The organism is Bacillus sp. FDAARGOS_235 (genome assembly GCF_002073415.2).
GTDB lineage: Bacteria > Bacillota > Bacilli > Bacillales > Bacillaceae_G > Bacillus_A > Bacillus_A toyonensis.
Genome location: NZ_CP020437.2, coordinates 3435683 through 3457397 on the forward strand (window position 1 = coordinate 3435683; position 21715 = coordinate 3457397).

Genomic DNA, 21715 nt, shown 5'->3' on the forward strand with positions numbered 1-21715 from the left:
ATAGAGTGAAATTTTAATCGGTGGGGGCTATCCATCCCGCACTGATTATTTGCTTACACTAATCGGGCACTTAATGCCGGTTAATATAAATGTTAGTATGTGACAAAAAAATACAAAATAGTAGGGATTTTGCATTTTTGAATAGAATATATAGATTGGTAAATAGAGAGAGAAGGGGATATCGGGATGAATATTATTGAAATTGAAGGGTTAGAAAAATCGTTTGATATTGGAGATAGTAAAGTAAAGATCTTAAAAGATATTAATCTTCAAATTCAAAAAGGAGATTTTGTTTGTATTATGGGGGCAAGTGGATCGGGGAAAACGACCTTACTTCAGCTGTTAGGTGGATTAGATATTCCGTCAGTAGGTAGTATTCGAGTTGATGGTACGGAGATTTCAACATTAAAAGAAAAAGAGCTCGCTTTATTTAGAAGGCATAAAATCGGTTTTATTTTTCAACAGTTTAATTTAATTCCAGTGTTTAATGCGGAGGAAAATGTAGGGTTGCCTTTATTATTAGATAATGTTTCGCAAAAGAAGGCAACGGTGACAGCAAATCGTTTATTAGAGCTCGTTGGATTGAAAGGAAAAGAAAAGCATTTACCAGCACAGTTATCAGGTGGGCAACAGCAAAGGGTTGCGATAGCAAGAGCCTTTGCAAATGAGCCGGCTATTATATTAGCAGATGAACCAACAGGGGCATTAGATTCAGAAAACAGCAAAAATATTATTGCGGCACTTCGCAATGCATGTGATGAATTAGGGCAAACAGCTGTCATTGTAACGCACGATCCGTTCGTAGCGGCCCATGCTGATAAAGTCGTTTTCTTATTAGATGGTGAGGTGATTCATGAGCATGCTGAAAGTAAAGGATGGAAATTTCGAAATATCCCGCAACAAGTTATCCACATTCAAGAGATTATGAATCGTCACTTTAAAGTAGGAGGTAAAGGTGATGCGATGGGTAATTAAGTATGCGGTAAAATCGATGAAACAAAATTGGTTGCGAAATATATTGATTGCCCTCGGTGCAGCTTTAGGTGTTATGTTAGCGACGATGTTATTGCTAGGCAATCAATCAGTAGAGCAAAGTGTGAAGGAACAAGTAGTAAGTCGGTATGGAGATTATAATTTACAATTTGGCTATATAAAAAATGATATGTATTTAAATAATGAAAGTTTAAAAGGAATAGATGGCTTAGAAAATGCTGAAAAAATATCAAAAGTACTTATACCATATCCTTTCCCACACTATAAAGAGTTATCGGGGAAACCGTCCTATTGGGGTGTTGAGCAAGATTCTCCAGAAATACATTCTTATAAAATATTTGAAGGTCGATATCCGAAAGAAGGGGCTGAAGTAGCACTAACAAAAGGGTATACAGACCGTGAAAATATACGGGTGGGAGATACAATTAAACTGCCATTCCCACAGCATGGAGAAAAGACTGTGAAAGTCGTCGGTATTTTAAATCCACCGTTAATGGCGGCAATGGGGCATGGGGCTTATTTTCCCATCCATTGGCTTCAAAAAGAATTAAATCTACTAAATCAGTTCAATCTCGTTCAAGTGAAAACAGCCGATGTAAATGTGAAGAGAGCGATTGCTCTTGATGTAAATAAGAAGATAGAAAATATAAAGGTGGACCAACGTACTTATGTAGATAAGGCATTTGAACGACTAAATGTAATGAAGCCATTAATTTTTAGTTTAGGTGGTATTGCCTTATTTGTTGTAGCTCTTTTAATAATGGGAAGTTTCTTCTTATCTGTCAGAAGTCGATTTAAGCAATGGGCATTATTACGTGCACTCGGTAGTAATCCAAATCAAATTATATTAGTCGTCTTATTAGAGGCTTTATGTATTGGGGCAATCGGATCGCTAGCAGGAGTTATTCTTGGAGCAGGTACGCAAACAATCGCTGCATCATTTATTAATAAATGGGTGAATATTGAGGGGGCAGGGAAAGAATCATTCTCGATTTCAGGCGAGATTTTACTCATTACGTTTTTACTAGGAATTGTTATGTCTATTATAGGGGCTATTATACCAGCCTTTATGGTTAGAAAGATTCCACCAGTTCAAGCGCTTAGGCCAGGTCTTCCTAGTAATGAGAAAAAAGAAAAAAGGTGGAGTGCTTTTAGTGGTAGCATTTTAATTATTGGTACTGTTATTGGACTAACGGGTAACGTATTAGAGCGGTATATCGGTTTTAATCCAAGTGCGATAGGTGCGCTGTTATTTGCGGTCGGTTTGTTATTTGCGATTCCGTTATTTATTCGGATGATAGCACCAGTGATTGCAAAACCACTTCAAATGATATTACGAATTGAAACGACGATTAGTAGCCGAAATGTCATTCGTTATCGAAATAAGGCGGCTGTGTCCGTTGCTATATTAGCATTTGGTTTTATGTTAGCACTTGTTGGAACGATGTATGTAAATTCTATGTATGAAGGTATGAAAAAAGGATTACAAAAACATTTACCAGCGGACTTAGTAGTAAGAATTCCGGTAGAGTCGCAAGGAATAGAAACATTACCGTTTAGTTGGATGGAGAAGGTTAGAAAAATTGACGGTGTAGAGGCGAGTGTTGGGAATGCTACAGACTTTACAGCAAAGCTTGTGAATTATGACTTTAAAAAAGCGAATCAAGAGTGGTATGAACATGCGAGGAAAAATGATTTTGAACCTGACTTGATGGAAGTTGTGGGAAATGATATTGTCGCGTATCAAAAAGTAACGAGAGCGAAGGTGATTGAAGGAAAAGATTTAAATAAGCCATTACAAGATGGTGAGGGAGTCATTACGAAGGAAACGGCTAAAAAATTAGGGCTTCAGTTGCATGATACGTTTGAAGTACAAGGAAAGGGAAAAGAAAAACAAACGATTAAAGTCGTTTCGATTATTGAGCAAGGATTAAGGTTAAGAGGATCAGATGTTTTCGTAAATGAACAATGGGCTCGCGATAAGTTTCACGTACAAGGATATGAAGCAATTCAAATTATGACTAATTCTAATCAATCATTTGAAGCGATTAAGAAGCAAGTAAAAGAAATTACAAAGAATAAAGAGAATGTAGAAGTTATAAACAGTTATGATTTATTGAAAGAACAAGAGCAGTTATTATCGCAAATGATGATGTTAATTCGCTTGTTAGTTGTAATTGTTTTCATTATTTCTGGTATAGGGTTAATGAATGCGATTGTCTCAAGTTTACATGAAAGACGTGCTGAAATTAGTATGATTCGTGCGGTAGGAGCTATTCCGAAGCAAATGAGACGGATCGTTTTATTAGAGGGAACTTTACTTGGAGCGATAGCTGGTTGTATCGGCATTTTTGGTGGGATTTTGTTTAGCTATATCGTGTTATCAAGCTTAGAGTTAACGGTTATTATTATTCCGTATAATCAAGTTTGCATATTAGCTTTTGCTAGTGTGGTGCTTGGAGCAGGGGCAGCGATGATTGCTTCATTACAATTAAGAAAGTTCAAATTAAGTGATACTTTAAAGGAATTATCGGCATAAAAGATTGCTATACCCCGCTCATACAAAGAACAAAGAAGACAAATAAAATGATGACAATACCAATACCGAAGTTAAATACGAGAGTACTATCCATATATGTAACCTCCTTGTTTTAAAGTGAAAAGCACTCTAGTCAGAGTGCTTTTTATTTTGAATCTCCCGTAACGTACTTCACAACTTTTAGAAAGGGATTCATGCGTGTAAAGAGTTACATTATTTTATGCGTTTATTTTGGGGAATGAGTAAGTCCTTATGAAATATAGAAAAAAGACACTCTTTCGAGTGTCTTTTATGATGACAAAATGTGTCAATTGCTTGAGTTCGATAAGACGCTAATTTCCGTTTTAACGCCTTTTCTTTAATCAAGAAGTGTAGCAACAGCGATTCAAATAAATTGTACCATTTGTGTAATGTTTGTGTGCATGCAATTCTGCATATTTCAATTAGAGGGAAATAAGGTGCGGAGAATGAATGAGTATATAGAACAATTGATAAGGAGAGAGAAGGATGGATATACATAAGTTAACGGTAGAAGAAGCAAATGAGATAAATACGTGGACGTACGAGGAACCATATAATTTATATAGTTTTTCAGGCGAGAAAGAAGTGATAGAAGAGCTATTAGATGGAACGTATTATGGCTGTTGTGACGATCAAGGAGAGTTCATCGGCTATTTTTGTTTTGGGGAAAATGCACAAGTACCAGGGGGAAGAGATGCTAATTTATATGGTGGAGAAAATCTGATTGATATCGGACTTGGTATGAAGCCGGCGTTAACAGGGAAAGGAATGGGGAAAGAATTTTTCAAAGCTGGAATAGCGTTTGCCACGAAAGAGTTTAATGCAAAAATGTTTCGATTAAGTGTAGCAACATTTAATACAAGAGCAATTACGCTATATAAAAATATAGGTTTTCAGCAAGGACCTATCTTTTTGAGCCGCGGAAGAGAATTTATGCTCATGGAATATGAAAGACCGTCAGCATAAAACTGACGGTCTAGAAAGCATTATTATTATTCCGAGTGATCAGCTCGGTGCGCTAAACGGCTTGAAGCAGCGGCAGCGATTCCGCCAACGATATCATCAAGGAATGTATGCACTTTGCCAGTTGATTTATCATTTAAGTATTCTAAAATACCAGGTTTTAATTTATCGATATATCCAAAGTTCGTGAAACCGATAGAGCCGTACACGTTAACGATAGAAAGTGCGATAACTTCATCAATTCCGTATAAGCCTTCATCACGTTTTACGATATCTTGTAACGGCGCACTTAACATTCCTTTTTCAGCAAGGACATCGAGTTCGATACCAGTAATTAGTGCGTTTTGTACTTCACGTTTTGATAATACACGCTCAACGTTATAACGGCATTCTGACATCTCTAAATTTGGATGATATTTTTTTTGAAGAAAATGAACAAGTTCAGCAATATCGTCAATTGTTACACCGCGTTCTTGTAATAGTTGTAATGCTCTTTCTTGTAGTTGATTTGATTCTTTCATGTTTATCACCTTTTTTTCTTTTTAGTATTTGTATACGTTTCGTTGCTTTATCATGTGCATAGGAATGAAAGGCGAGCACAAGCTCATATATATAAAGAAAAACCATAGGTGGCGACTGCGATGATTCAGCATATTTATGAGCATTATCACATGCATGTTAAAGAATTAATCCCCCTTGGCCCCTATAAAAGCTTTTGGATTCGCAACAAAATTTATGTACTTGTTCCAATTGGAGAAATGGAGGAAGAAGTACTTGTAGAGATGAAAAAGCTCAGTGACTATATGAACCAGCAAGGGGATATGACTGTAGCGACTTTCGTTCCGACTATACACGGCTACTATGTAAGTGAGATAGAAGAACAAAATTACTGCTTATTAAAAGGTATGCGCACGTTAGAACGACATGCTATGTCATTAGGAAGTGAGCTTTCTATATTCCATAAACGAGGTGCATTCTTTCCAGAAGAAATTGAGCAATTAAGCCGCATTGGTGAATGGAAAGCGTTATGGGAAAAAAGGCTCGATCAATTAGAGAAATTTTGGCAATCACAAGTGATGAACCACCCTACAGACGTATTCGATCAATTGTTTATCGAATCCTTCCCGTATTATTTAGGAGTTGCGGAAAATGCAATTCAGTATGTTGTCGATACAGAGATGGATGATACGCCACAAATGACCGATGCGGCAACAATTTGCCAGGAGCGATTTACACCTTTATTATGGCATCAAACGAAGCGTCTAAAACTTCCTTTTGAGTGGGTGTATGATCATCCCACTCGAGATATAGCAGAATTGATTCGCTATATGATGATTGAAAAGAAGAAAGACTGGGAGCAAACAATCGTTCAATTTGTTACAGATTATGAACGCAATTATTCGCTATCCTCATTTGGTTGGCGCTTATTATTTGCAAGGCTCCTGTTCCCGCTCCACTATTTTGAAACGGTCGAACGATATTATCAAACTGGGAACGAAGAACAAAAAAGTATATATAGAGATCGCTTAGAAGCTATTTTACATGATGTGAACCGCTCTGAGCAATTTATGAGGAATTTTTATGGATCACTTCGTTTGCCAATTGATAAGTTAGGGATTAGAAAATTAGATTGGCTATCTTAAAAGTATAAAAAAGAGACCGATTGAGGTCTCTTTTTTATACCGCAATTGTATGTAATACATTATGCTCCTACTTGTTGATCTGCACATATATTTAAAATGAATTGATTTCTTTCGATTTTTTCATTTATTTTACTCAATAATTCTTGCTGGATTTCTTTAAATAAAAATTGATAGCTTGTATTCCATGTTGGTATAACGGACGAAAGGCCTAATAAATATTCTTTTTTCTCTTCTAGTTCTTGAATTGTTAAAAAAGTGTTCCCCATTTTTGGCATGTGTCGTCCCCCTATGTTTTTTACTTCATCCCACTATTTGTGGGAATCGGGCTGCCCGTAAACACCCACTGATTATAGTTTCACTTTATATGTGTGAACGATTCACTATATAGTATTAATTATCTCATTTTTTGAGAAGGATTTCCAATTTTGTTTTATGATGTTAAAGGAGAAGTGTTATTTGAATAAAAAAAGAGACCCATTGGGGTCTCTTTCTAGGAAGCGATTCTGAACGAGCCACTTCCGTTTTTAATTAATATCTAGCTCCAGCGGCTAAAATGTTCGGTGGCTTCGCTTCTTCCGCCGAGGCAAAAAGCGCCTCTATGTCAGAAGCTCCATCCTCCTCACATTCTGAACGAGCCGCTTCCGCTTTTAATTAAAATACTTGCTCTACTTCAATAACGCCTGGTACTTCTTCAAGTAACGCGCGCTCGATACCAGCTTTTAGTGTGATTGTAGAACTTGGGCAGCTTCCGCATGCACCCATAAGGCGTAATTTTACGATACCTTCTTCAATGTCTACTAATTCAACGTCTCCGCCATCGCGAAGTAAGAACGGACGTAATTTATCTAGTACTTCTAGTACTTGTTCTTGCATATGTGGGTTTTCCATTTTTATCGACTCCTTTCATCAGTTTTATTATAATCAAGATAGAGGGGAAAATCTATTTTTTCTGTTCTTGTTTTATTGTCGAAATATTTTATCATGTGTACAACGTGTTTTTTCAGTATAGGGGTATGGAATAAGTTTGTAAAATGATGTGCTTATGTACTAAGACATCTGAATATACTGTTAGAACAAGAAGTGGGGGAGAAGAAATGGTTAATGTGCAAGTGTATGGGACGAAAGTAATTTGTGCGAGCTGCGTCGGAATGCCATCTTCAACAGAAACGTTTGAGTGGTTACAAGCGGCGATTGGTCGTAAATATGAAGGACAAGAAAATAAATTTAATTTCGAGTATATTGATTTTCAACAAGAACAAGAAGATGAAGATAAAAAAGCATTCGCAGAGCGCGTAGTAGAAGAAGATTTATTTTATCCAGTCGTTCTTGTGAATGGAGAGATTGTTGGAGAAGGAAATCCTCGTTTGAAGGATGTTTACGAGGAAATCGAGAAATATTTATAAAGCAGGAAGCCTTTGCGAATTTGCGAAGGCTTTTTTTAATGGAGGGATAGATGTGGAGAATGGAATAAAACAAGCTTTACCAGCAGAAGTAAAGCAGTTAATGGAGCAGTACATAGTAGGGTTAAAAGAAATTTTTTTAGATGGAAAAATAGTCGGGGTATATGTTTACGGCTCTATCGCGCTAGGTGCATTTCATATAGAAACGAGCGATGTTGATTTTGTTGCAGTACTAAATGATTCCGTGAATGAAGCTGAAAAACAACAACTTGTAGAGCTGCATAAGAAAATGAGTGAAAGTACGCCAGGTAAAAGAATGGACGGTATGTATATTCCGCTTGCTGACTTAGGGAAATACAATCATGAAATAAATGAGTACGTGTATTGTGCAGATGGTAAGGCTGATATAGGTCATTGGGATATTAATGCGGTCACATGGTGGACATTAAAAAATCAAGGCATTACAGTTATCGGGAAAGAAGTAGAAGACCTTCCATTTCAAATAAAGTGGGATGATGTAGTAAATACAATGAAATATAACGTAGAACATTACTGGAGTGAAAAAGCGAAGCGTCCTTATTTGTTTTTCATAGAAGAATGGGTAGAATCAGCTGTCGTTACGATGGGGCGTATTTTATATACGTTAGATCATAAAACAATTGTTTCAAAAGATAGAGGATTGCAATACTTGTTAGAACGCTCAGCGAAAGAATGGGAGCCTTTATTAAAAGAAGTAGAGCGAATGAGGTATGATCCAAAGGAGAAGAAGAAACTTTCTATTTGGAGAAGGGCTGATATGATGAAGAGATATTTGCTTAGTTTAATTGAGGAGTGTAGGGGGAAATGGTAGAGAAAATAGTAAAAGCATCCTTTGTATGAAGGATGCCTTTACTATTGTTATATAATGAAAAAATACTTTACACGGAATGAGAATTCGAAAGATAATATAAAAAAATATGTAGGCGAGGAAAGCAGATGAGTAAATATAAATTACATATAAATAAAGAACAACTATGGAAAGGTTGTATCTTAAAGTCGATTGCAGATGCAATTTTTGTAGCACATGCTCCTGATTTCTCGCATGAAAGTTCATGGGATGGGTTTAACTATAATATGCAAGATAGTCAAGGCGGAAGAGGGACAATTACGTTTCATCCGGATTATGCGATCGTATGTCTGCAAGATGTGAATAGCGAGAGAATTGAAGAGTGGATTGATGCGGCAAATTATTTTGAAGGGGCACCTTTGGAAGTAATAGACATTGCGAAAGAGGAAGCACTTCAATACGTATTAGAAGAAGTAGAAGGCGAAACAGTTCCTTTTATTACAACTGCATTTTGGATTGAGGATAGCGGTGCGTATTCAATTGATCCATTTGAAGAGATGGAAGAGCACGGTGGATTTTTATTAGAAATTCCATTACTTGATACGGAATTAGCAATTGAAAGACTGGAAGAAGAGTATGAACTGACAGCGGAACAAATAGAACTTTTACAATTCGTGTATGAGAGAAAAATCCAAAATCCAAACGAGAAAATTAAGTTGTCTAAAGAGGAAGTAGCAATGATTGGGACGGATGATAGTGAAAGGTTAGAAGTGAGTAAAGCGTCATTTGAAGAAATGAATATTACTTGGTAGTTGTAGGAGGAAATATAAAAAGTTTGATAAAGGACTAGTAGAAAGCACAATGTACATTTACATTGTGCTTTCTACTAGTTTTTTCATATACATATCAACTTCATGAAAGAGTACTTTTTCTTTTTCCTCGTTATTAAGATGCACAGAGCAATGTAAATATTGCTGTAAGTAGCGATTAGCTTGTTTGTACTGTTTTAGTTTGTAGAAAGAAGAACAGGTAAGAAGCAGAAACGCTTTTTCTTATAATATTGGAACGACGGCTAGTAACGGAGTAATGGAATGTATATTTATTTTTGTTAAATTTTCATAAGAAGCCCACGTTTGAAACCAGTCGAAAATGGTAGAAAGGTAATCCGGAATGTCGATAGTTTCATGTGAAACATTATGCAATATGGAACGTAGTGAAGTTTTGTGAAAAAACATCTTCTGTCCAAACTATGCACTTCATATTTAATCACCTGAAATAGTAGTTTTATGAACTTTATTTTATATATTATAGTATGACTAAAGCTAGATTATTTTAAGAGAGAATGGAGAAGATATCATGATTAACCATAATAAAATTAAACAACTTTTAGAATATGTAGATCGTGCTGAGGATAATGAAATTGAGCTAGAGTATGAATCTGAACCTATGACGATAGAATTGTTTAATAGTGAAGAAATAGAAGAAGGACAACTTGGTTATAGCTTTGATGAAGAAGGGCAAAGCTTAACCGGGAATGAAGAAGGAGATTGGAAAGAGGGATGGATTGTAATTGGAATAGATTCGTATCTCGGTGATCCAATCTTTGTAGATAGTAATGATGAAAAATGTCCGGTTTATACAGCTTTGCACGGTGAGGGTGATTGGGAGATAGAATGTATAGCGGAACGTATAGAAGATGTTATTGAGAAAGTGAAGGGTAGTGTAGAATAAATAAAAATAGTATTTCAATATAATCAAGAAGGGGAGGAGTATGAAAAATTTTTAAATTGAACTACATAAACTGCCGACAGAAAATACTGGAGAAATAATACTTAGTATAGATGAGAGTATTGTATTTCAAGAAAAAACAGACATAATAGACCCGATTTGTCAGTTTTTTGACGCTTGGGTCGAGTTTTTTAAATATGATGATGCTACAATTTTCTTAGATGAATATGAAAAAAAGGTGGAATTTAAGAATAATGAAACTGCCTAAAAATATAGTTGAAGTAGATTTTATTGTATCAATTGAGGAAATTAATGATAGATTATTTATTAGTTGTGTAAGTGGAAATATGTTTTAAATAGTAGAAAGTTAATTTGTGAAGTCTTTTAAGTCGAGATTTTAGGTTAGACCATACCATAATAGTAATTTATATAATAGGAGTAGGATGTGTCCAAATGATTTTGGGGCATCTTTTTTTGTGAACATACAAAACATTTAACTTGGTGTATTAAACGTATAATTCATAAGTATTTTAATATATTTTAAAGTAAAATGAAATAATAAACGGATAATTGTCGGAATATATTCGATTTCCGTTCATTTTTATGAAATATATGTACTTTTTGTTAGATTCCTTCTTTTTGTACATATACAATACCTGTATATAGAAATAAGAAAAGGATGATGTACGTGAAAGACACTGTTTTACAAGAAACAATTTCTCCACAAGAGTTACATAAGATTGTTCAAAAGAATACGGCGTATTATGACTTTAAATGGGGAAAAGTAGAAAATCCAGCACAAGGGAATACGTGGAATTGGGTAGCCTTTTTCTTCCCAACTTTTTGGTTAGCTTATCGTAAAATGTATAAGTTGTTTATTATACTTACGTTATTGGCGGTACCTAGTATCGTTGTAACTCCTTTTATAGATATTCCAGATGGGATTTATTTAACAGTTAGTTTAGTTCTTCAATTAGGAATGATGATATTTACTGGATGGCAAGGAAACCGTTTATATTATAAGCATGCTATTCGAGTTTTACATAAGGAAGAAGATATGTCGGATCACAAGAAGGCGTATTACTTACAATCAAAGGGCGGCGCTAGTGCTGCTGGTATGATTGGTTTACAAGTTATAGTGGGGATAATGTTTGGTGGAGCTATGTTCGGACTTTCTCTTTTACCAACTGAGCCGAATATTAAAAATGTTGTTCGTTCAAGTGATGAAGGATTTACTTTAGAGGTTATGACTGATAATCCAACTTGGAAGTTCGTGAAGAAAGAAAAAGAGTATGACGTAGTAGAGTTTACTGGTTATGACTATACAGAGAAGAAAAACGTGAAAATTAAATTCGCTGTTTATTTCAGTGAAGGTTACTTTGAATGGCAAGAAGTATATGAGAATAATAAGAAGTTAAGTGAAGAAGAGTTAGAAGAGTATCAATTTTATATTGAAGAGAATGGTTGGGGGTTCTAGTGAGAACTCATTCATTTTGAAAAGAAGAATCTTGTGAAGGTTCTTCTTTTTTATTGTAAACACCATACGAATTGAAATTTTGTAAAATACAATAAAAAATGACAATTTGAGGTAGGCTTGTCAATAACGTAAGACTATGGCACTATAAAGAAATGCTATACAAATTTTATTTATCGACATGTAAACATCAAATTTGATTTTTACGTATAAATAATGAACGGAGGAAATGAATTTATGGCTACTTTACCAAATTGTCCAAAATGTAATTCAGAATATACGTATGAGGATGGCGTTCTTTTCGTATGTCCAGAATGTGCTCATGAGTGGGGCAAAGAAGCAGAAGCTGAAAATAATGATGGTGCAAAAGTTGTAAAAGATGCAAACGGAAACGTTCTTCAAGATGGTGATGCTGTTACTGTAATTAAAGATTTAAAAGTAAAGGGTACTTCTTCAGTTGTGAAGATTGGTACGAAAGTAAAGAGTATTCGTCTAGTTGATGGGGATCATGATATTGATTGTAAAATCGACGGTTTCGGAGCTATGAAGTTAAAATCACAGTTCGTTAAGAAGGCGTAAGACAAATAAAAAGAGGAGGCTATTCGCCTCCTCTTTTTATTATGTCACTTTTTGTCGGTAAATCGATATTTCGTACAAAATCGTTGATATATTGTGAGTTATGATAGATATATTTGAAAAATCGTTGATATATTGTAAGTTATGATAGATATCTTGAAAAAATCGTTAATATAATTTCATTCGCCGTGAACTACGCACGATTCACCTCGCATCATAGTCAATTTCTTTCAACTGACAGCGCTTATTAAAGAATGTTTTATATCCAAGCTGTAAGAAGATAATGACAGCGAAAGCAGTACTCCCTGAAATACCGAGTATGATAGCAATTTGATATTGAATTGCTGTAAACGGTGATACACCGGATAATATTTGACCGGTCATCATACCGGGTAAGCTTATAATTCCCATACCGACCATGGAATTGATTGTTGGTAAAATAGCAGAATCAAAAGCGTCCCTTATGAGGGGAGCAGTTGCTTCTTTCGGTGTTGCGCCGAGCATAAGGGCACCTTCAATATGATCTCTTTGAGATTTCATATTGTTTAAAAAGGTGTTTGCCCCGAGGCAAATACCGGTCATAGCATTACCGATTAACATGCCGGCAATAGGAACGATATATTGCGGTGCATACCACGGATTATGCCCGATAATAACAAAGATAAATAGTAGTAATGGTCCGATTGATCCCGCAACCATGGAAAGAGCGGCTACACGTTTTAATTCTTTGGACATCGGAATATTAACTCGTTTATAAATATTAAAAATAGCAAATGTAGTAATAGAAGTAATGAGAGCAATTGTATAAAATGGATTACTGTTTTCAAATATGTATGTAAGGACATATGCAACAAGTACGAGCTGAATGGTCATACGGAATGTTGCGATCGCAATTTGTTTCTCGCGAGGTATCCCTTTTAATCTTACAAGTCCGATTAAAATAAGAATGAAAATATAGGCAGCAGCAAGTTGCCAAATTTGGAGTTCAATAACGCCCTTCAACTGAGAGCACTCCCTTTCTAGTTGCACCGTTTGTTTTACTAATTTCAATAATATCGTCTGCAATTTCTTCTGGAAGTTGTTGCGAGTGCGTGATGAAGATAACGGTTTTTTTCTTTTCTCTTGCGAGTATAGTGAATTGCTTCATAACGCGGCGTTCTGTATCACTATCTAATGCCGAAGTTGGTTCATCTAATAAATAGACAGGCGGATCCATAAGTATGATGCGAGCAAAAGCAAGCCGTTGTTTTTCCCCGCCTGATAATGAAGCGGCGTTGTCTTCTAAATTCTTATTTAAGCTAACAGTCGTTAATGCATTCTGCAAAGTATCATCACTTGGAGATGGTTTTTCAGAAAGACGAAGTCCCATTAATAGATTGTCTTTAACTGTTCCGTCAAAAATAGGTGGAGTTTGTCCGAGCATAACTACGTCACGGCGTAATTGAATAGGGGGATAATCAGAAATTGGTTTTCCGTTATATTCGATTGTACCGGATGTTGGAGATTGTAAATCATTTAACATGCGAAGTAATGTACTCTTTCCGCTCCCACTTTCACCGATAATACAAGTGATTGTCTCTTTTTGAATCTGTAAATAAGGAATGTGTAGTATATCTTTATATGTAACGTTTTTTAATATAAACATAAATTGCTCCTTTCTGATTCTAGTTATATCGTATCAAAAAAGAGAGAGAAATAGAAAAATAAGGTTATAAAGAGCAACGTTTTTTCTTCGTCTTGAGTTTTATTAATAAGTTAAGTAAACAATCTAATTCTTGACTGAAAGAAATTACTTTATCATGAGTGAATCCGTACATTTCAACGAGATAGATCAATTCTTTCTTCTTCGCTTCTATTCGATCGTGTAGTTTCGTCAAGTTCATAAGTGAAATGTAATGCCTCCTATAAAAGTATTTATCACATAAAAAATAAGACCGAATGAATTCGGTCTTAAAGGAAATAATAAAAACAACTTACAAATAGCATACACTTTTCATCAATAGTTTTTAATATAAAAATAGAAAATTTTGTGAATAAATATTGAGAAAAATATTTCTGATAATTTCTGTTTATGAAAAAAATTTTTTCAACTGATGAAAAGAGGCTGCCTACATAGTAGACAGCTCGTAAAGTATTAACCGTTATGATATTTATACATCCAAAGAAGACCGGATTTTAATAATCTCGGTACACGTCCCATTAATGGTTGGTTTGCTAGTAAACCAAATCCGTGTTTTTTGCCGAGGGAACCGAGAACACCTTTTAATTTAATAACAGGTAATTCATCAGGAAGTGGTTCATTATTCCAACGTTTTAATAATATTTGGACAATTTGTTCTCCTTGACCTTCAGCAAGTTGAGCAGATGGTGCGTGTGGAAGTGCTGCACAATCTCCTACAACGTAAACGTGCTCGTCATTTGGAATATTGTGATATTTTGTTAAAACAACCCGTCCGCTACCATCTTGTTCAACCGGAAGGTTTCGAACAACTTCATTTGCTTGAATACCAGCTGTCCAGACGATTGCATCACATGCAAGAGGTTCATCGTGGTTGTACACAATATTTGGTTCGACTTTGGTAATGTTAGAGTTTCGTATAATGGTAACGTTATGTTTTATAAACCATTCTTCTACATATCTACTTAATTTCTCTGGATATGGGAATAAAATTCTATCTTTTCTATCAAATAAATAGATTTTTAAATCAGAACGGCTCTCACGAAGTTCACTTGCTACTTCAACGCCACTTAAGCCAGCACCAACGACAGCAACTGTAGCATTCGGTTCTAGGCCATTTAATTGTTCATATGTCTTACGTGTTTGTTCAATTGATTGTAGACTGTGTGTATATTCCTTTGCCCCAGGAACGTTATGATATTTATCTTCACAGCCAAGTCCGATAATTAAATCATCATATTGGATTGCTTCACCGCCATCAAGATGAACAGCTTTTTCTTCGAGATCAATATTTGTTATTGTGCCGTATTGAATATTGAGGCGTGGGTGCTCAGGAAACGGTATGCGAATATGCGTTTCTGAAATTGTACCCGCTACTAATGCATAATATTCAGTTTTGAAACAATGGTATGGTACTTTGTCGATTAATGTCACCTGTACATCATCTGGAAGTTGGTTGCTTGGAAGTAGCCGTTGCAGAATTCTCATTCCACCGTAGCCACCACCTAGTATTACGAGGTGTTTCATGATGGATTACCCCTTTTCTGTTGAAATGTCCCCTAATCCTAAAATTTTATATTAATAAAATATTTCGACTTTACTCAATCAAATTATATCGAATTTGTGAACAAATAACAATGCATGAATGAATACTCTGTTGTACAATAAGAAGAAAAGTAAAGTAAACTGTTTTCCTTTTCTAGTTACTATTTCATTATGAAGGCCGAAAAGCAGTGTTGTGAATATATTTATATAGAAAAGAATATTTGCTTTGAAGTGAAACAGTGAAGGAATTGAATAGTTTAGTAAGTGTAATGAAAACAACAAGAAACAGCTTAGTTTTCTTCTTATAGATGAAGTCAGAAGGTAATTTGTTTTGTAGTACAGGGGGGATAATTTTGATTAAACCGTTAATTGAATTTTGTGTAGGTAACCTCGCGAGTGGTTCACAAGCAGCTTTAGAGAAATTAGAAAAAGATCCGAATTTAGATGTAATGGAGTATGGATGCTTAGGATATTGTGGTATTTGTTTTGAAGGCCCATTTGCCCTTGTGAATGGTGAAGTAGTACAAGGATCGACAGTAGAAGAGCTTGTTAATAATGTATATGAGTATCTGGATGAAAATCCAATGTTTTAAGGTGTTGCGAATGGGCAGCACCTTTTTCCATTAGGTAAAATATTATTTCGCAGGGTAGGATAATACGGAATATAAATAAAAAAAGGCCCTTTTAGAAGGGCTTTTTTCCTACACAATTTGTGCAAGAATGGCTCATCGCCAAATGTTGTCAAATATGAGAAACGGGGGACATTCATATTGTGTTCTAAAAGCATGCATTCTATACTTAAAATAAAAAATTATTTTTGGAGTGAATACAAATGAGCCAATTTTCTTTTACAAAAATGCATGGTCTTGGCAATAGTTATATATATGTAAATATGTTTGAGGAACAAATTCTTGAAGAAGATTTAGCTCTTGTGGCGGAAAAAGTTTCAAATATTAATACTGGTATTGGGGCAGATGGAATGATTTTAATTTGTCCTTCTGACGTAGCTCCGGTGAAAATGCGCATGTTTAATAACGATGGTTCAGAAGGGAAGAACTGCGGCAACGGTTTACGCTGCGTAGCGAAATATGCGTATGAGCATAAACTAGTAGAAGAAACAGTTTTCGCAATTGAAACGTTAGCTGGAATTGTAACGGCTGAAGTAACGGTAGAAGATGGTGTAGTTACATTAGTAAAAATCGATATGGGAGCACCACGTTTAACACGTGCAGAAATCCCGATGCTTGGTGAAGGTGAAACACCGTTTATTCGTGAAAACTTCTTATACAATAATCATCGTTATGCATTTACAGCTGTTTCAATGGGGAATCCGCATGCGGTTATTTTTGTTGATGATGTAGAAAAAGCGCCACTTACAACACTTGGACCAGTCCTTGAGACACATGAAATGTTCCCAGAGCGAGCAAATGTTGAATTTATCGAAATTTTGAATGATGACGAGATGAACTTCCGTGTTTGGGAACGTGGATCTGGTGTAACACAAGCTTGCGGGACAGGAGCATGTGCTGCAGTTGTAGCTGCTATTTTAAATGGAAAGCTGGAACGTGGTAAAGAGATTACAGTTCATTTAGCTGGCGGCGATTTAATGATTGCATGGACAGAAGAAGGAAATGTGTTAATGAAAGGACCTGCGGAAGTAATTTGCCGCGGAGTGTATGAGTACAAGATAGAAGCGTAAAGATGTATAATAGAATGAGAACAGAAAGGATGGTGTATTTCATGATTGAAGTAACAGAACAAGCAGCTTTTCAAATTAAAGATATGTTAAAAGATGCTGAAGATGGAGAGAAGTACGTGCGCCTTGCTGTACATGGCGGCGGATGTAGTGGTCTTTCTTACGGCTTAGGATTTGAAGTAGAACCAAAAGAAGACGACACAGTTCTTGAATTTTTCGGTGTTGAATTTGTTATCGATAAAGAAAGTGCTCCAATTGTTAAAGGAGTAAAAGTTGATTATAAACAATCGATGCTTGGCGGCGGATTCACAATTGATAATCCAAACGCAATCGCATCATGCGGATGTGGATCATCTTTCCGTACAGCGACGAATGCTGGTAAGCCAGAAGAGTGCTAAGTTTTTGGCAGAAATAGAGAAAGACCTTTTTAGCGATGGAATACAATCGTTAAGGAGGTCTTTTCTTTTGTCGTGAAAAATCAAAAAGCCACCTTCTAAATTTAGAAATCAGCCTCAAGATATGTTGTGCAACGAGTTTTAAAGTCTTAATCTAATTTATCTTTGCATAGATGCAGGTATCAGTTAGTTGTTTGCCGTCAGCTGAAACATCTTCATTACGTAATATCCCTTCAAGCTCAAAGCCTAGTTTTTCAGGAATCGCACGACTTTTTGTGTTATTACGTTCACATCTTATTTCAATCCTTCTAAATTTGAATAACTGAAATCCAAGGTTTATTAACGCACTTACTGTTTCTGTCATATATCCATTGCCACTAAATTGGGTGTTAATCCAGTATCCAATTTCACATTTAGAAACCTTCCAATCAATCGCGTGAAGGCTAGCAGTTCCGATAAAATTATTCGTCTCCTTATGATAGATAAGATAGCGAAAGCTTTCTCTTTTCAAAAAATTTATATGTGCATTTCTAAGGAGAATTTCCGTTTCTTCAACAGTAGGAATGGACTGGAATAAAGACAACCATTGCTTTAATTCATGAATTGAATCTTTAATAGCTTTATGTACTACATTCCCTTCACCTGCTTGCAGTGGTGCTCGAAGAATGAGTTTGTCTGTTTCTATTTGTAACGGAACATCTAATAAAATAGGATTCATATTATTTCTCCCCTCGAAAACTTTAAATTAGGAAATAATGAAATTTATGTAATAAAAAAACTTTCAGCCAAAAGTTAGAAAATAATAAATATATATTCAATTCATCGTTTACAAATCCCTTTTCACATATTGAAAACGAAATCGCTAGTTGGTTGAGTAAGGAATTATTATTTTTTATCTATTTTCTTACGATTTTTGTCTTTTGCATAATAGAAGTTGGCTGATGTGTATGAAGAAGTTTGATGAAGTAGTAGCAACTGATTCGAAGGTAGAATCTGTCCTCGTTCCAATTGGTGTTGGAATGACTATTTCTAAAGTGAAGAAATAATTATTATCTTACAAAAGTGTAATGTTCATGTCATGTTTTTGAATTTCTTCTTTAAAGCCTGAGCTTTAAGATAAGAATATAAGAAAAAACATTTGAGGTGAAGGAAATGAAAAGATACATTGCACTTTTTAGTATTTTAGTTGTATTTGCAAGTCTGTTAGTTGGTTGTGATATTAATCGTTTAGGAAAAGATGAGTATTATGTTCAAGTTACAGCTGATGGAATTGAAAAAAATGAGAAGTTTGATAACGGAGAGCCACATAAATATTTCGAGTATAAATTAAAAGGATTCGATAAAGGTGGAGAAGAAAAAGAATTGGAATTCACAGCTCCAAAAAATCTTCGCAAAGAAGCATTCTTACGCGTATACAATTCAGATAAAAAAGGTGTAACAGCTTGGGAAGAAGTGAAAAAAGACGAGCTTCCAGCGAAAGTTAAAGAAAAATTAGGTGCAAAATAAGAAAGAAAAAAGGAATTGACGAACAGGGTCAATTCCTTTTTATATTCTCAAAATCCTCTTCTGAAATGACTGTAAATCCATGTCTTTTGAATAAAGCAGTTGTTACCCCGTAACCGGTTTGTTTATTCCCGTTAAATTCTCCAGTGTAAATTGTAGAACTACCACAAGATGGACTACGTTCTTTTAAAATAATATATTCTGGGTGTAAGTCTTTAAGTTGTTCTAATGCTTTATAAGCACCATTTACGAAAGCTTCTGTGACATCTTCTCCATCTTTTGTCATCACTTTCGCTTTTCCGTCCAAAACGTCATCGCCATTCCCACCAATAATTTCAGCGGAAGGACGAGGCGTCGGTAGTCCTCCTAATACTTCAGGACAAATGAGGACTGTATCTTCTTTGTGCAAAAGTTCCTCTATTTTTGAAACGAGATTGTCATTCCCATCATAACGACAAGCGATACCACCTAAACAAGCGCTAATTACAATCATATTTTCATCTCCAATAAAGAAATATTAACTATCACGCCAATTTCTCTTCCTGCTTCTTACTTATAAATGAGGTGATAAGAATGGGAAGCTTATATAATTTAATGAAACCATATAGTGAATTTCAAAGTAAAGAGGAGTTTAATATATATCAAAAACAAGTTTTGAAATATTATCGATTTCAATTAAATAAAACGGATGCTACCATTATTCATTTTTTAGGAAAGTATGCGGTGAATGAGAAACAGAAAACAGTAGGAGTTGCTTGTCCGTTAATGGAGACGATTGCGACGAATGTTGGAAAGAGTATTCGTACAGTACGCCGCTCCATTGCAAAGTTAGAGGAACTAGGAATTATAAAGCGTGTTGCGACAAAAGAAAGACATAAGCGCGGCGGGTATAGTGCGAACTTATATATTTTTCTTATATCTGCAATTGACCGCATGGATGACCGTATGAAAATGTTCGCATGTGAAAGTGAGGATTATGCAGCTGGCTGTAGTAAAAATGAGCAAAAATATGAGGGGGAAACAATTCTTTTTAAAAACATTCCACAAATAAAAGAGAAAAGAAAAATAACGTATGAGCTTGATGAAACGTATTGCCGTCACGATATACCGAAGTCTTTTATATACGCACTGGTGCCGATGACAAGTAATCCGAAGAAGATTAATATATTTTGGAGTAAGGTGGAACTTGCGTATAAAAAGAGTGGCTTACTAGAGCAAGGTGTTTTATTAGAGCAAATATTAGCTGATGAAGAAGTGAACGGAAATTTCATTTGGCGCGTGAAAAGTGTTGTGAGGGCACATAAATATGGGGAAATTCGTAAAGATATTGGGGCACTTTTTTACAGTACAGTGCGAGATTTATTTTTTGAGGTTGGATTAGAGTGGGGAGCAGTATTAAGGAGGAGAAAGGGACTACATCTATTTGATCCGTTTAAAAAAGAGCCATGCTTATAATACATGACTCTTGCTTGTTAATCGAATTTCCTTACAACTGGAACACGAATCGCTACAAATAGTACGAAGACGATAACGGCGATTGCACCGCTTTTCATAACGGTTACGATTGGAATTCCTATTGCAAGTGCAATGGATGTGAATGCATAAGAGAGTGGGATAAAGCCCATTGATGATAGCATAAGTAAACTCATTACACGCCCCATCATCTCTTCTTTTACAGTTGCTTGAATCATTGCCATAAGTGGAACGATCGCCATTGCGATTGTAATACCGTAAAACATGCCAGCTAATAATGCCTGCCAAAGTACCGTACTAAAGTTAATGGATAAGAAGAATATACCAGACAGTAGCATCATGATAATGCAAAATAGGCCGCGTCTACGATTAATATTCTTTAAACCAACAATGACAGCGCCTATCGCCATTCCACCACCAACAGCAGCTTCTAAGTAACTGAACTGAAGTGAATCACCGTGCAGGACATTTTTAACGAAGAGCGGGAAACCGACTTGCATCGGACCGATTAAAAATAAGTTTAGAAAGGCGCTACAAATAAGGAAAGTTGAAAGGAATGGTGATTCCTTTACATATAAGATTCCTTCTTTAATAGAAGTAAACATGCCTTTGTCGGTATCTTTTTGCTCTGACATCGTAAATTGTATTTTTTGGACGAGTATGGCCGCAACGATCAGTAGTAAAATCGTAATCGAAAAGATTGTTTCATAGTTCGTAAATTTGATGAGAATTCCACCAAGTACAGGGCCCAAGATGACCGACGCTTGATTCGTCATTTGTGTAAGTGAATTTGCCTGCGTTAAGCGGCTTTTTTCTACAAGTTCGGGCAGAATAGATCCATCTGCGGACCAGAAAAAAGCATCAGCAAGTCCAAAGAATAAAGCGAATAAAGCAAATGTATATAGTGTTACATCACCGACGATGAACCATGTGAGAATGGTTGCGACAAGAATCGCTCGAATAATATTGGAGTAAAACATAATATTTTTTTTCGGGAATTTATCAGCTACAGCGCCGCCGATAATCATAAAAATAAGCCTTGGAACACTAAGAGCTACGAAAACAACACCGAGTGAAGCCTCAAGGTTTAATGTTTTTGCTATGTACCACGTTTGTGAAAAAGTAAAAAAGGCTAAAGCAAAGCTTGAAAAAAGAGTAGCTGCCCAAAGAAAAAGGAAATTCGTATTTTTTAATAACGGTTTTCCGCTTCCTTCTAAAGCAGTTTTATTTTGTTGTAGTTCCTCCATATTGCTTCCTTTCTA

26 protein-coding genes and 2 pseudogenes are annotated in these 21715 nt (G+C 35.6%); 17 read left to right on the forward strand and 11 right to left on the reverse strand.

Annotation, left to right across the window (positions count from 1 at the left end):
* Positions 1-186 precede the first annotated feature (186 nt).
* The 3 genes from A6J74_RS19605 to A6J74_RS19620 all read left to right on the forward strand — a co-directional run bounded on the left by A6J74_RS19605 (position 187) and on the right by A6J74_RS19620 (position 4519).
* Positions 187-975 carry an ABC transporter ATP-binding protein gene (locus tag A6J74_RS19605; RefSeq protein WP_001021168.1) on the forward strand — a complete coding sequence of 263 codons (789 nt, stop codon included), beginning with the start codon at positions 187-189 and terminating at the stop codon, positions 973-975.
* Positions 959-3532 (forward strand): FtsX-like permease family protein, encoded by a 2574-nt coding sequence (locus A6J74_RS19610; RefSeq protein ID WP_001267743.1) that lies wholly within the window; start codon positions 959-961, stop codon positions 3530-3532. The genes A6J74_RS19605 and A6J74_RS19610 overlap by 17 nt, the downstream gene beginning before the upstream one ends.
* 507 nt (positions 3533-4039) lie before the next feature.
* Entirely contained in the window at positions 4040-4519 is a 480-nt protein-coding gene (locus tag A6J74_RS19620; protein WP_000351182.1) for a GNAT family N-acetyltransferase, read from the forward strand.
* 26 nt (positions 4520-4545) lie between these two features.
* Here the strand turns inward: A6J74_RS19620 and A6J74_RS19625 are convergent, their stop codons facing one another.
* Positions 4546-5037, reverse strand: coding sequence for a phosphatidylglycerophosphatase A family protein (locus A6J74_RS19625; protein WP_000665097.1), 492 nt, complete (start codon positions 5035-5037; stop codon positions 4546-4548).
* A 120-nt stretch (positions 5038-5157) separates the two neighbouring features.
* On the opposite strand from A6J74_RS19625, the gene yutH reads away from it, so the two are divergent.
* The gene (gene yutH / locus A6J74_RS19630; RefSeq protein WP_000614220.1) at positions 5158-6159 is read left to right on the forward strand and encodes a spore coat putative kinase YutH; all 1002 of its coding nucleotides are present in this window, start codon (positions 5158-5160) and stop codon (positions 6157-6159) included.
* A 59-nt stretch (positions 6160-6218) separates the two neighbouring features.
* On the opposite strand, the gene A6J74_RS19635 is transcribed toward yutH, so the two are convergent.
* Together A6J74_RS19635 and A6J74_RS19645 are read right to left on the reverse strand one after the other, a co-directional pair.
* The gene (locus tag A6J74_RS19635) at positions 6219-6434 is read right to left on the reverse strand and encodes a hypothetical protein (RefSeq protein ID WP_001125483.1); all 216 of its coding nucleotides are present in this window, start codon (positions 6432-6434) and stop codon (positions 6219-6221) included.
* 376 nt (positions 6435-6810) lie between these two features.
* Complete coding sequence (locus A6J74_RS19645; RefSeq protein ID WP_000431159.1) at positions 6811-7047, reverse strand: NifU family protein; 237 nt, start codon at positions 7045-7047, stop codon at positions 6811-6813.
* Positions 7048-7253: 206 nt separating this feature from the next.
* Between A6J74_RS19645 and A6J74_RS19650 the strand changes: the two genes are divergently transcribed.
* The 3 genes from A6J74_RS19650 (at position 7254) to A6J74_RS19660 (ending at position 9197) form a co-directional block, all read left to right on the forward strand.
* Positions 7254-7562 carry a YuzD family protein gene (locus A6J74_RS19650; protein ID WP_000248598.1) on the forward strand — a complete coding sequence of 103 codons (309 nt, stop codon included), beginning with the start codon at positions 7254-7256 and terminating at the stop codon, positions 7560-7562.
* 52 nt (positions 7563-7614) lie between these two features.
* Complete coding sequence (locus A6J74_RS19655; RefSeq protein ID WP_002109235.1) at positions 7615-8409, forward strand: nucleotidyltransferase domain-containing protein; 795 nt, start codon at positions 7615-7617, stop codon at positions 8407-8409.
* 125 nt (positions 8410-8534) lie between these two features.
* Complete coding sequence (locus A6J74_RS19660) at positions 8535-9197, forward strand: hypothetical protein (protein ID WP_000049709.1); 663 nt, start codon at positions 8535-8537, stop codon at positions 9195-9197.
* 57 nt (positions 9198-9254) lie between these two features.
* Here A6J74_RS19660 and A6J74_RS30485 read toward each other — a convergent pair.
* A pseudogene (locus A6J74_RS30485) lies at positions 9255-9590 on the reverse strand (DUF4304 domain-containing protein); the annotation flags it as partial.
* 151 nt (positions 9591-9741) lie between these two features.
* On the opposite strand from A6J74_RS30485, the gene A6J74_RS19670 reads away from it, so the two are divergent.
* The 4 genes and pseudogenes from A6J74_RS19670 to phnA all read left to right on the forward strand — a co-directional run bounded on the left by A6J74_RS19670 (position 9742) and on the right by phnA (position 12166).
* Positions 9742-10116 carry a hypothetical protein gene (locus A6J74_RS19670; RefSeq protein ID WP_000607087.1) on the forward strand — a complete coding sequence of 125 codons (375 nt, stop codon included), beginning with the start codon at positions 9742-9744 and terminating at the stop codon, positions 10114-10116.
* Positions 10117-10171: 55 nt separating this feature from the next.
* Positions 10172-10372 (forward strand): annotated as a pseudogene (locus tag A6J74_RS19675) (hypothetical protein); the annotation flags it as partial.
* A 423-nt stretch (positions 10373-10795) separates the two neighbouring features.
* Positions 10796-11590 (forward strand): DUF2628 domain-containing protein, encoded by a 795-nt coding sequence (locus A6J74_RS19680; protein ID WP_033658393.1) that lies wholly within the window; start codon positions 10796-10798, stop codon positions 11588-11590.
* A 234-nt stretch (positions 11591-11824) separates the two neighbouring features.
* Positions 11825-12166, forward strand: coding sequence for an alkylphosphonate utilization operon protein PhnA (gene phnA, locus A6J74_RS19685; protein WP_000212733.1), 342 nt, complete (start codon positions 11825-11827; stop codon positions 12164-12166).
* A gap of 201 nt (positions 12167-12367) precedes the next feature.
* On the opposite strand, the gene A6J74_RS19690 is transcribed toward phnA, so the two are convergent.
* The 4 genes from A6J74_RS19690 to A6J74_RS19705 form a co-directional block, all read right to left on the reverse strand.
* Complete coding sequence (locus tag A6J74_RS19690; protein ID WP_000679276.1) at positions 12368-13165, reverse strand: ABC transporter permease; 798 nt, start codon at positions 13163-13165, stop codon at positions 12368-12370.
* Entirely contained in the window at positions 13149-13808 is a 660-nt protein-coding gene (locus A6J74_RS19695) for an ABC transporter ATP-binding protein (RefSeq protein WP_000470318.1), read from the reverse strand. Before A6J74_RS19695 ends, A6J74_RS19690 begins: the two co-directional genes overlap by 17 nt.
* Positions 13809-13872: 64 nt before the next feature.
* Positions 13873-14046, reverse strand: coding sequence for an aspartyl-phosphate phosphatase Spo0E family protein (locus tag A6J74_RS19700; protein ID WP_001054617.1), 174 nt, complete (start codon positions 14044-14046; stop codon positions 13873-13875).
* 251 nt (positions 14047-14297) lie between these two features.
* Positions 14298-15368 (reverse strand): NAD(P)/FAD-dependent oxidoreductase, encoded by a 1071-nt coding sequence (locus A6J74_RS19705; RefSeq protein WP_000682063.1) that lies wholly within the window; start codon positions 15366-15368, stop codon positions 14298-14300.
* Positions 15369-15739: 371 nt separating this feature from the next.
* On the opposite strand from A6J74_RS19705, the gene A6J74_RS19710 reads away from it, so the two are divergent.
* From A6J74_RS19710 to A6J74_RS19720, 3 genes are all read left to right on the forward strand, one after another.
* Complete coding sequence (locus A6J74_RS19710) at positions 15740-15979, forward strand: YuzB family protein (protein ID WP_000595027.1); 240 nt, start codon at positions 15740-15742, stop codon at positions 15977-15979.
* A 239-nt stretch (positions 15980-16218) separates the two neighbouring features.
* A complete protein-coding gene (gene dapF / locus A6J74_RS19715) occupies positions 16219-17085 on the forward strand; it encodes a diaminopimelate epimerase (RefSeq protein ID WP_000077373.1) in 867 nt (288 codons plus the stop codon).
* Positions 17086-17126: 41 nt separating this feature from the next.
* On the forward strand, positions 17127-17480 hold the full coding sequence (locus A6J74_RS19720; RefSeq protein WP_000573824.1) for a HesB/IscA family protein: 354 nt from the start codon (positions 17127-17129) through the stop codon (positions 17478-17480).
* A gap of 151 nt (positions 17481-17631) precedes the next feature.
* On the opposite strand, the gene A6J74_RS19725 is transcribed toward A6J74_RS19720, so the two are convergent.
* Positions 17632-18195: a GNAT family N-acetyltransferase gene (locus tag A6J74_RS19725; protein WP_001068187.1), complete on the reverse strand. Its 564-nt coding sequence runs from the start codon at positions 18193-18195 to the stop codon at positions 17632-17634.
* A 229-nt stretch (positions 18196-18424) separates the two neighbouring features.
* Between A6J74_RS19725 and A6J74_RS19735 the strand changes: the two genes are divergently transcribed.
* Together A6J74_RS19735 and A6J74_RS19740 are read left to right on the forward strand one after the other, a co-directional pair.
* Entirely contained in the window at positions 18425-18523 is a 99-nt protein-coding gene (locus A6J74_RS19735; protein ID WP_225893378.1) for a methyltransferase, read from the forward strand.
* Positions 18524-18629: 106 nt separating this feature from the next.
* On the forward strand, positions 18630-18983 hold the full coding sequence (locus tag A6J74_RS19740) for a YxeA family protein (RefSeq protein ID WP_000833123.1): 354 nt from the start codon (positions 18630-18632) through the stop codon (positions 18981-18983).
* Between the two features lie 28 nt (positions 18984-19011).
* Here A6J74_RS19740 and A6J74_RS19745 read toward each other — a convergent pair whose 3' ends face one another.
* Entirely contained in the window at positions 19012-19473 is a 462-nt protein-coding gene (locus A6J74_RS19745; protein WP_000635478.1) for a 2-thiouracil desulfurase family protein, read from the reverse strand.
* Positions 19474-19553: 80 nt separating this feature from the next.
* Here A6J74_RS19745 and A6J74_RS19750 point away from each other — a divergent pair, with 80 nt between their 5' ends.
* Positions 19554-20435 carry a helix-turn-helix domain-containing protein gene (locus tag A6J74_RS19750; protein ID WP_000535231.1) on the forward strand — a complete coding sequence of 294 codons (882 nt, stop codon included), beginning with the start codon at positions 19554-19556 and terminating at the stop codon, positions 20433-20435.
* Between the two features lie 17 nt (positions 20436-20452).
* Here A6J74_RS19750 and A6J74_RS19755 read toward each other — a convergent pair whose 3' ends face one another.
* Entirely contained in the window at positions 20453-21700 is a 1248-nt protein-coding gene (locus A6J74_RS19755) for an MFS transporter (protein WP_000391933.1), read from the reverse strand.
* Between the last annotated feature and the right edge of the window lie 15 nt (positions 21701-21715).

Bases quoted from the DNA above. Each gene is read 5' to 3' on its own strand.
- A6J74_RS19605 (WP_001021168.1), top strand. From the start codon at position 187: ATGAATATTATTGAAATTGAAGGGTTAGAAAAATCGTTTGATATTGGA.
- A6J74_RS19610 (WP_001267743.1), top strand. From the start codon at position 959: ATGCGATGGGTAATTAAGTATGCGGTAAAATCGATGAAACAAAATTGG.
- A6J74_RS19620 (WP_000351182.1), top strand. From the start codon at position 4,040: ATGGATATACATAAGTTAACGGTAGAAGAAGCAAATGAGATAAATACG.
- A6J74_RS19625 (WP_000665097.1), bottom strand. From the start codon at position 5,037: ATGAAAGAATCAAATCAACTACAAGAAAGAGCATTACAACTATTACAA.
- yutH (WP_000614220.1), top strand. From the start codon at position 5,158: ATGATTCAGCATATTTATGAGCATTATCACATGCATGTTAAAGAATTA.
- A6J74_RS19635 (WP_001125483.1), bottom strand. From the start codon at position 6,434: ATGCCAAAAATGGGGAACACTTTTTTAACAATTCAAGAACTAGAAGAG.
- A6J74_RS19645 (WP_000431159.1), bottom strand. From the start codon at position 7,047: ATGGAAAACCCACATATGCAAGAACAAGTACTAGAAGTACTAGATAAA.
- A6J74_RS19650 (WP_000248598.1), top strand. From the start codon at position 7,254: ATGGTTAATGTGCAAGTGTATGGGACGAAAGTAATTTGTGCGAGCTGC.
- A6J74_RS19660 (WP_000049709.1), top strand. From the start codon at position 8,535: ATGAGTAAATATAAATTACATATAAATAAAGAACAACTATGGAAAGGT.
- A6J74_RS19670 (WP_000607087.1), top strand. From the start codon at position 9,742: ATGATTAACCATAATAAAATTAAACAACTTTTAGAATATGTAGATCGT.
- A6J74_RS19680 (WP_033658393.1), top strand. From the start codon at position 10,796: ATGTACGTGAAAGACACTGTTTTACAAGAAACAATTTCTCCACAAGAG.
- phnA (WP_000212733.1), top strand. From the start codon at position 11,825: ATGGCTACTTTACCAAATTGTCCAAAATGTAATTCAGAATATACGTAT.
- A6J74_RS19695 (WP_000470318.1), bottom strand. From the start codon at position 13,808: ATGTTTATATTAAAAAACGTTACATATAAAGATATACTACACATTCCT.
- A6J74_RS19700 (WP_001054617.1), bottom strand. From the start codon at position 14,046: ATGAACTTGACGAAACTACACGATCGAATAGAAGCGAAGAAGAAAGAA.
- A6J74_RS19705 (WP_000682063.1), bottom strand. From the start codon at position 15,368: ATGAAACACCTCGTAATACTAGGTGGTGGCTACGGTGGAATGAGAATT.
- dapF (WP_000077373.1), top strand. From the start codon at position 16,219: ATGAGCCAATTTTCTTTTACAAAAATGCATGGTCTTGGCAATAGTTAT.
- A6J74_RS19720 (WP_000573824.1), top strand. From the start codon at position 17,127: ATGATTGAAGTAACAGAACAAGCAGCTTTTCAAATTAAAGATATGTTA.
- A6J74_RS19725 (WP_001068187.1), bottom strand. From the start codon at position 18,195: ATGAATCCTATTTTATTAGATGTTCCGTTACAAATAGAAACAGACAAA.
- A6J74_RS19735 (WP_225893378.1), top strand. From the start codon at position 18,425: ATGAAGAAGTTTGATGAAGTAGTAGCAACTGATTCGAAGGTAGAATCT.
- A6J74_RS19740 (WP_000833123.1), top strand. From the start codon at position 18,630: ATGAAAAGATACATTGCACTTTTTAGTATTTTAGTTGTATTTGCAAGT.
- A6J74_RS19745 (WP_000635478.1), bottom strand. From the start codon at position 19,473: ATGATTGTAATTAGCGCTTGTTTAGGTGGTATCGCTTGTCGTTATGAT.
- A6J74_RS19750 (WP_000535231.1), top strand. From the start codon at position 19,554: ATGGGAAGCTTATATAATTTAATGAAACCATATAGTGAATTTCAAAGT.
- A6J74_RS19755 (WP_000391933.1), bottom strand. From the start codon at position 21,700: ATGGAGGAACTACAACAAAATAAAACTGCTTTAGAAGGAAGCGGAAAA.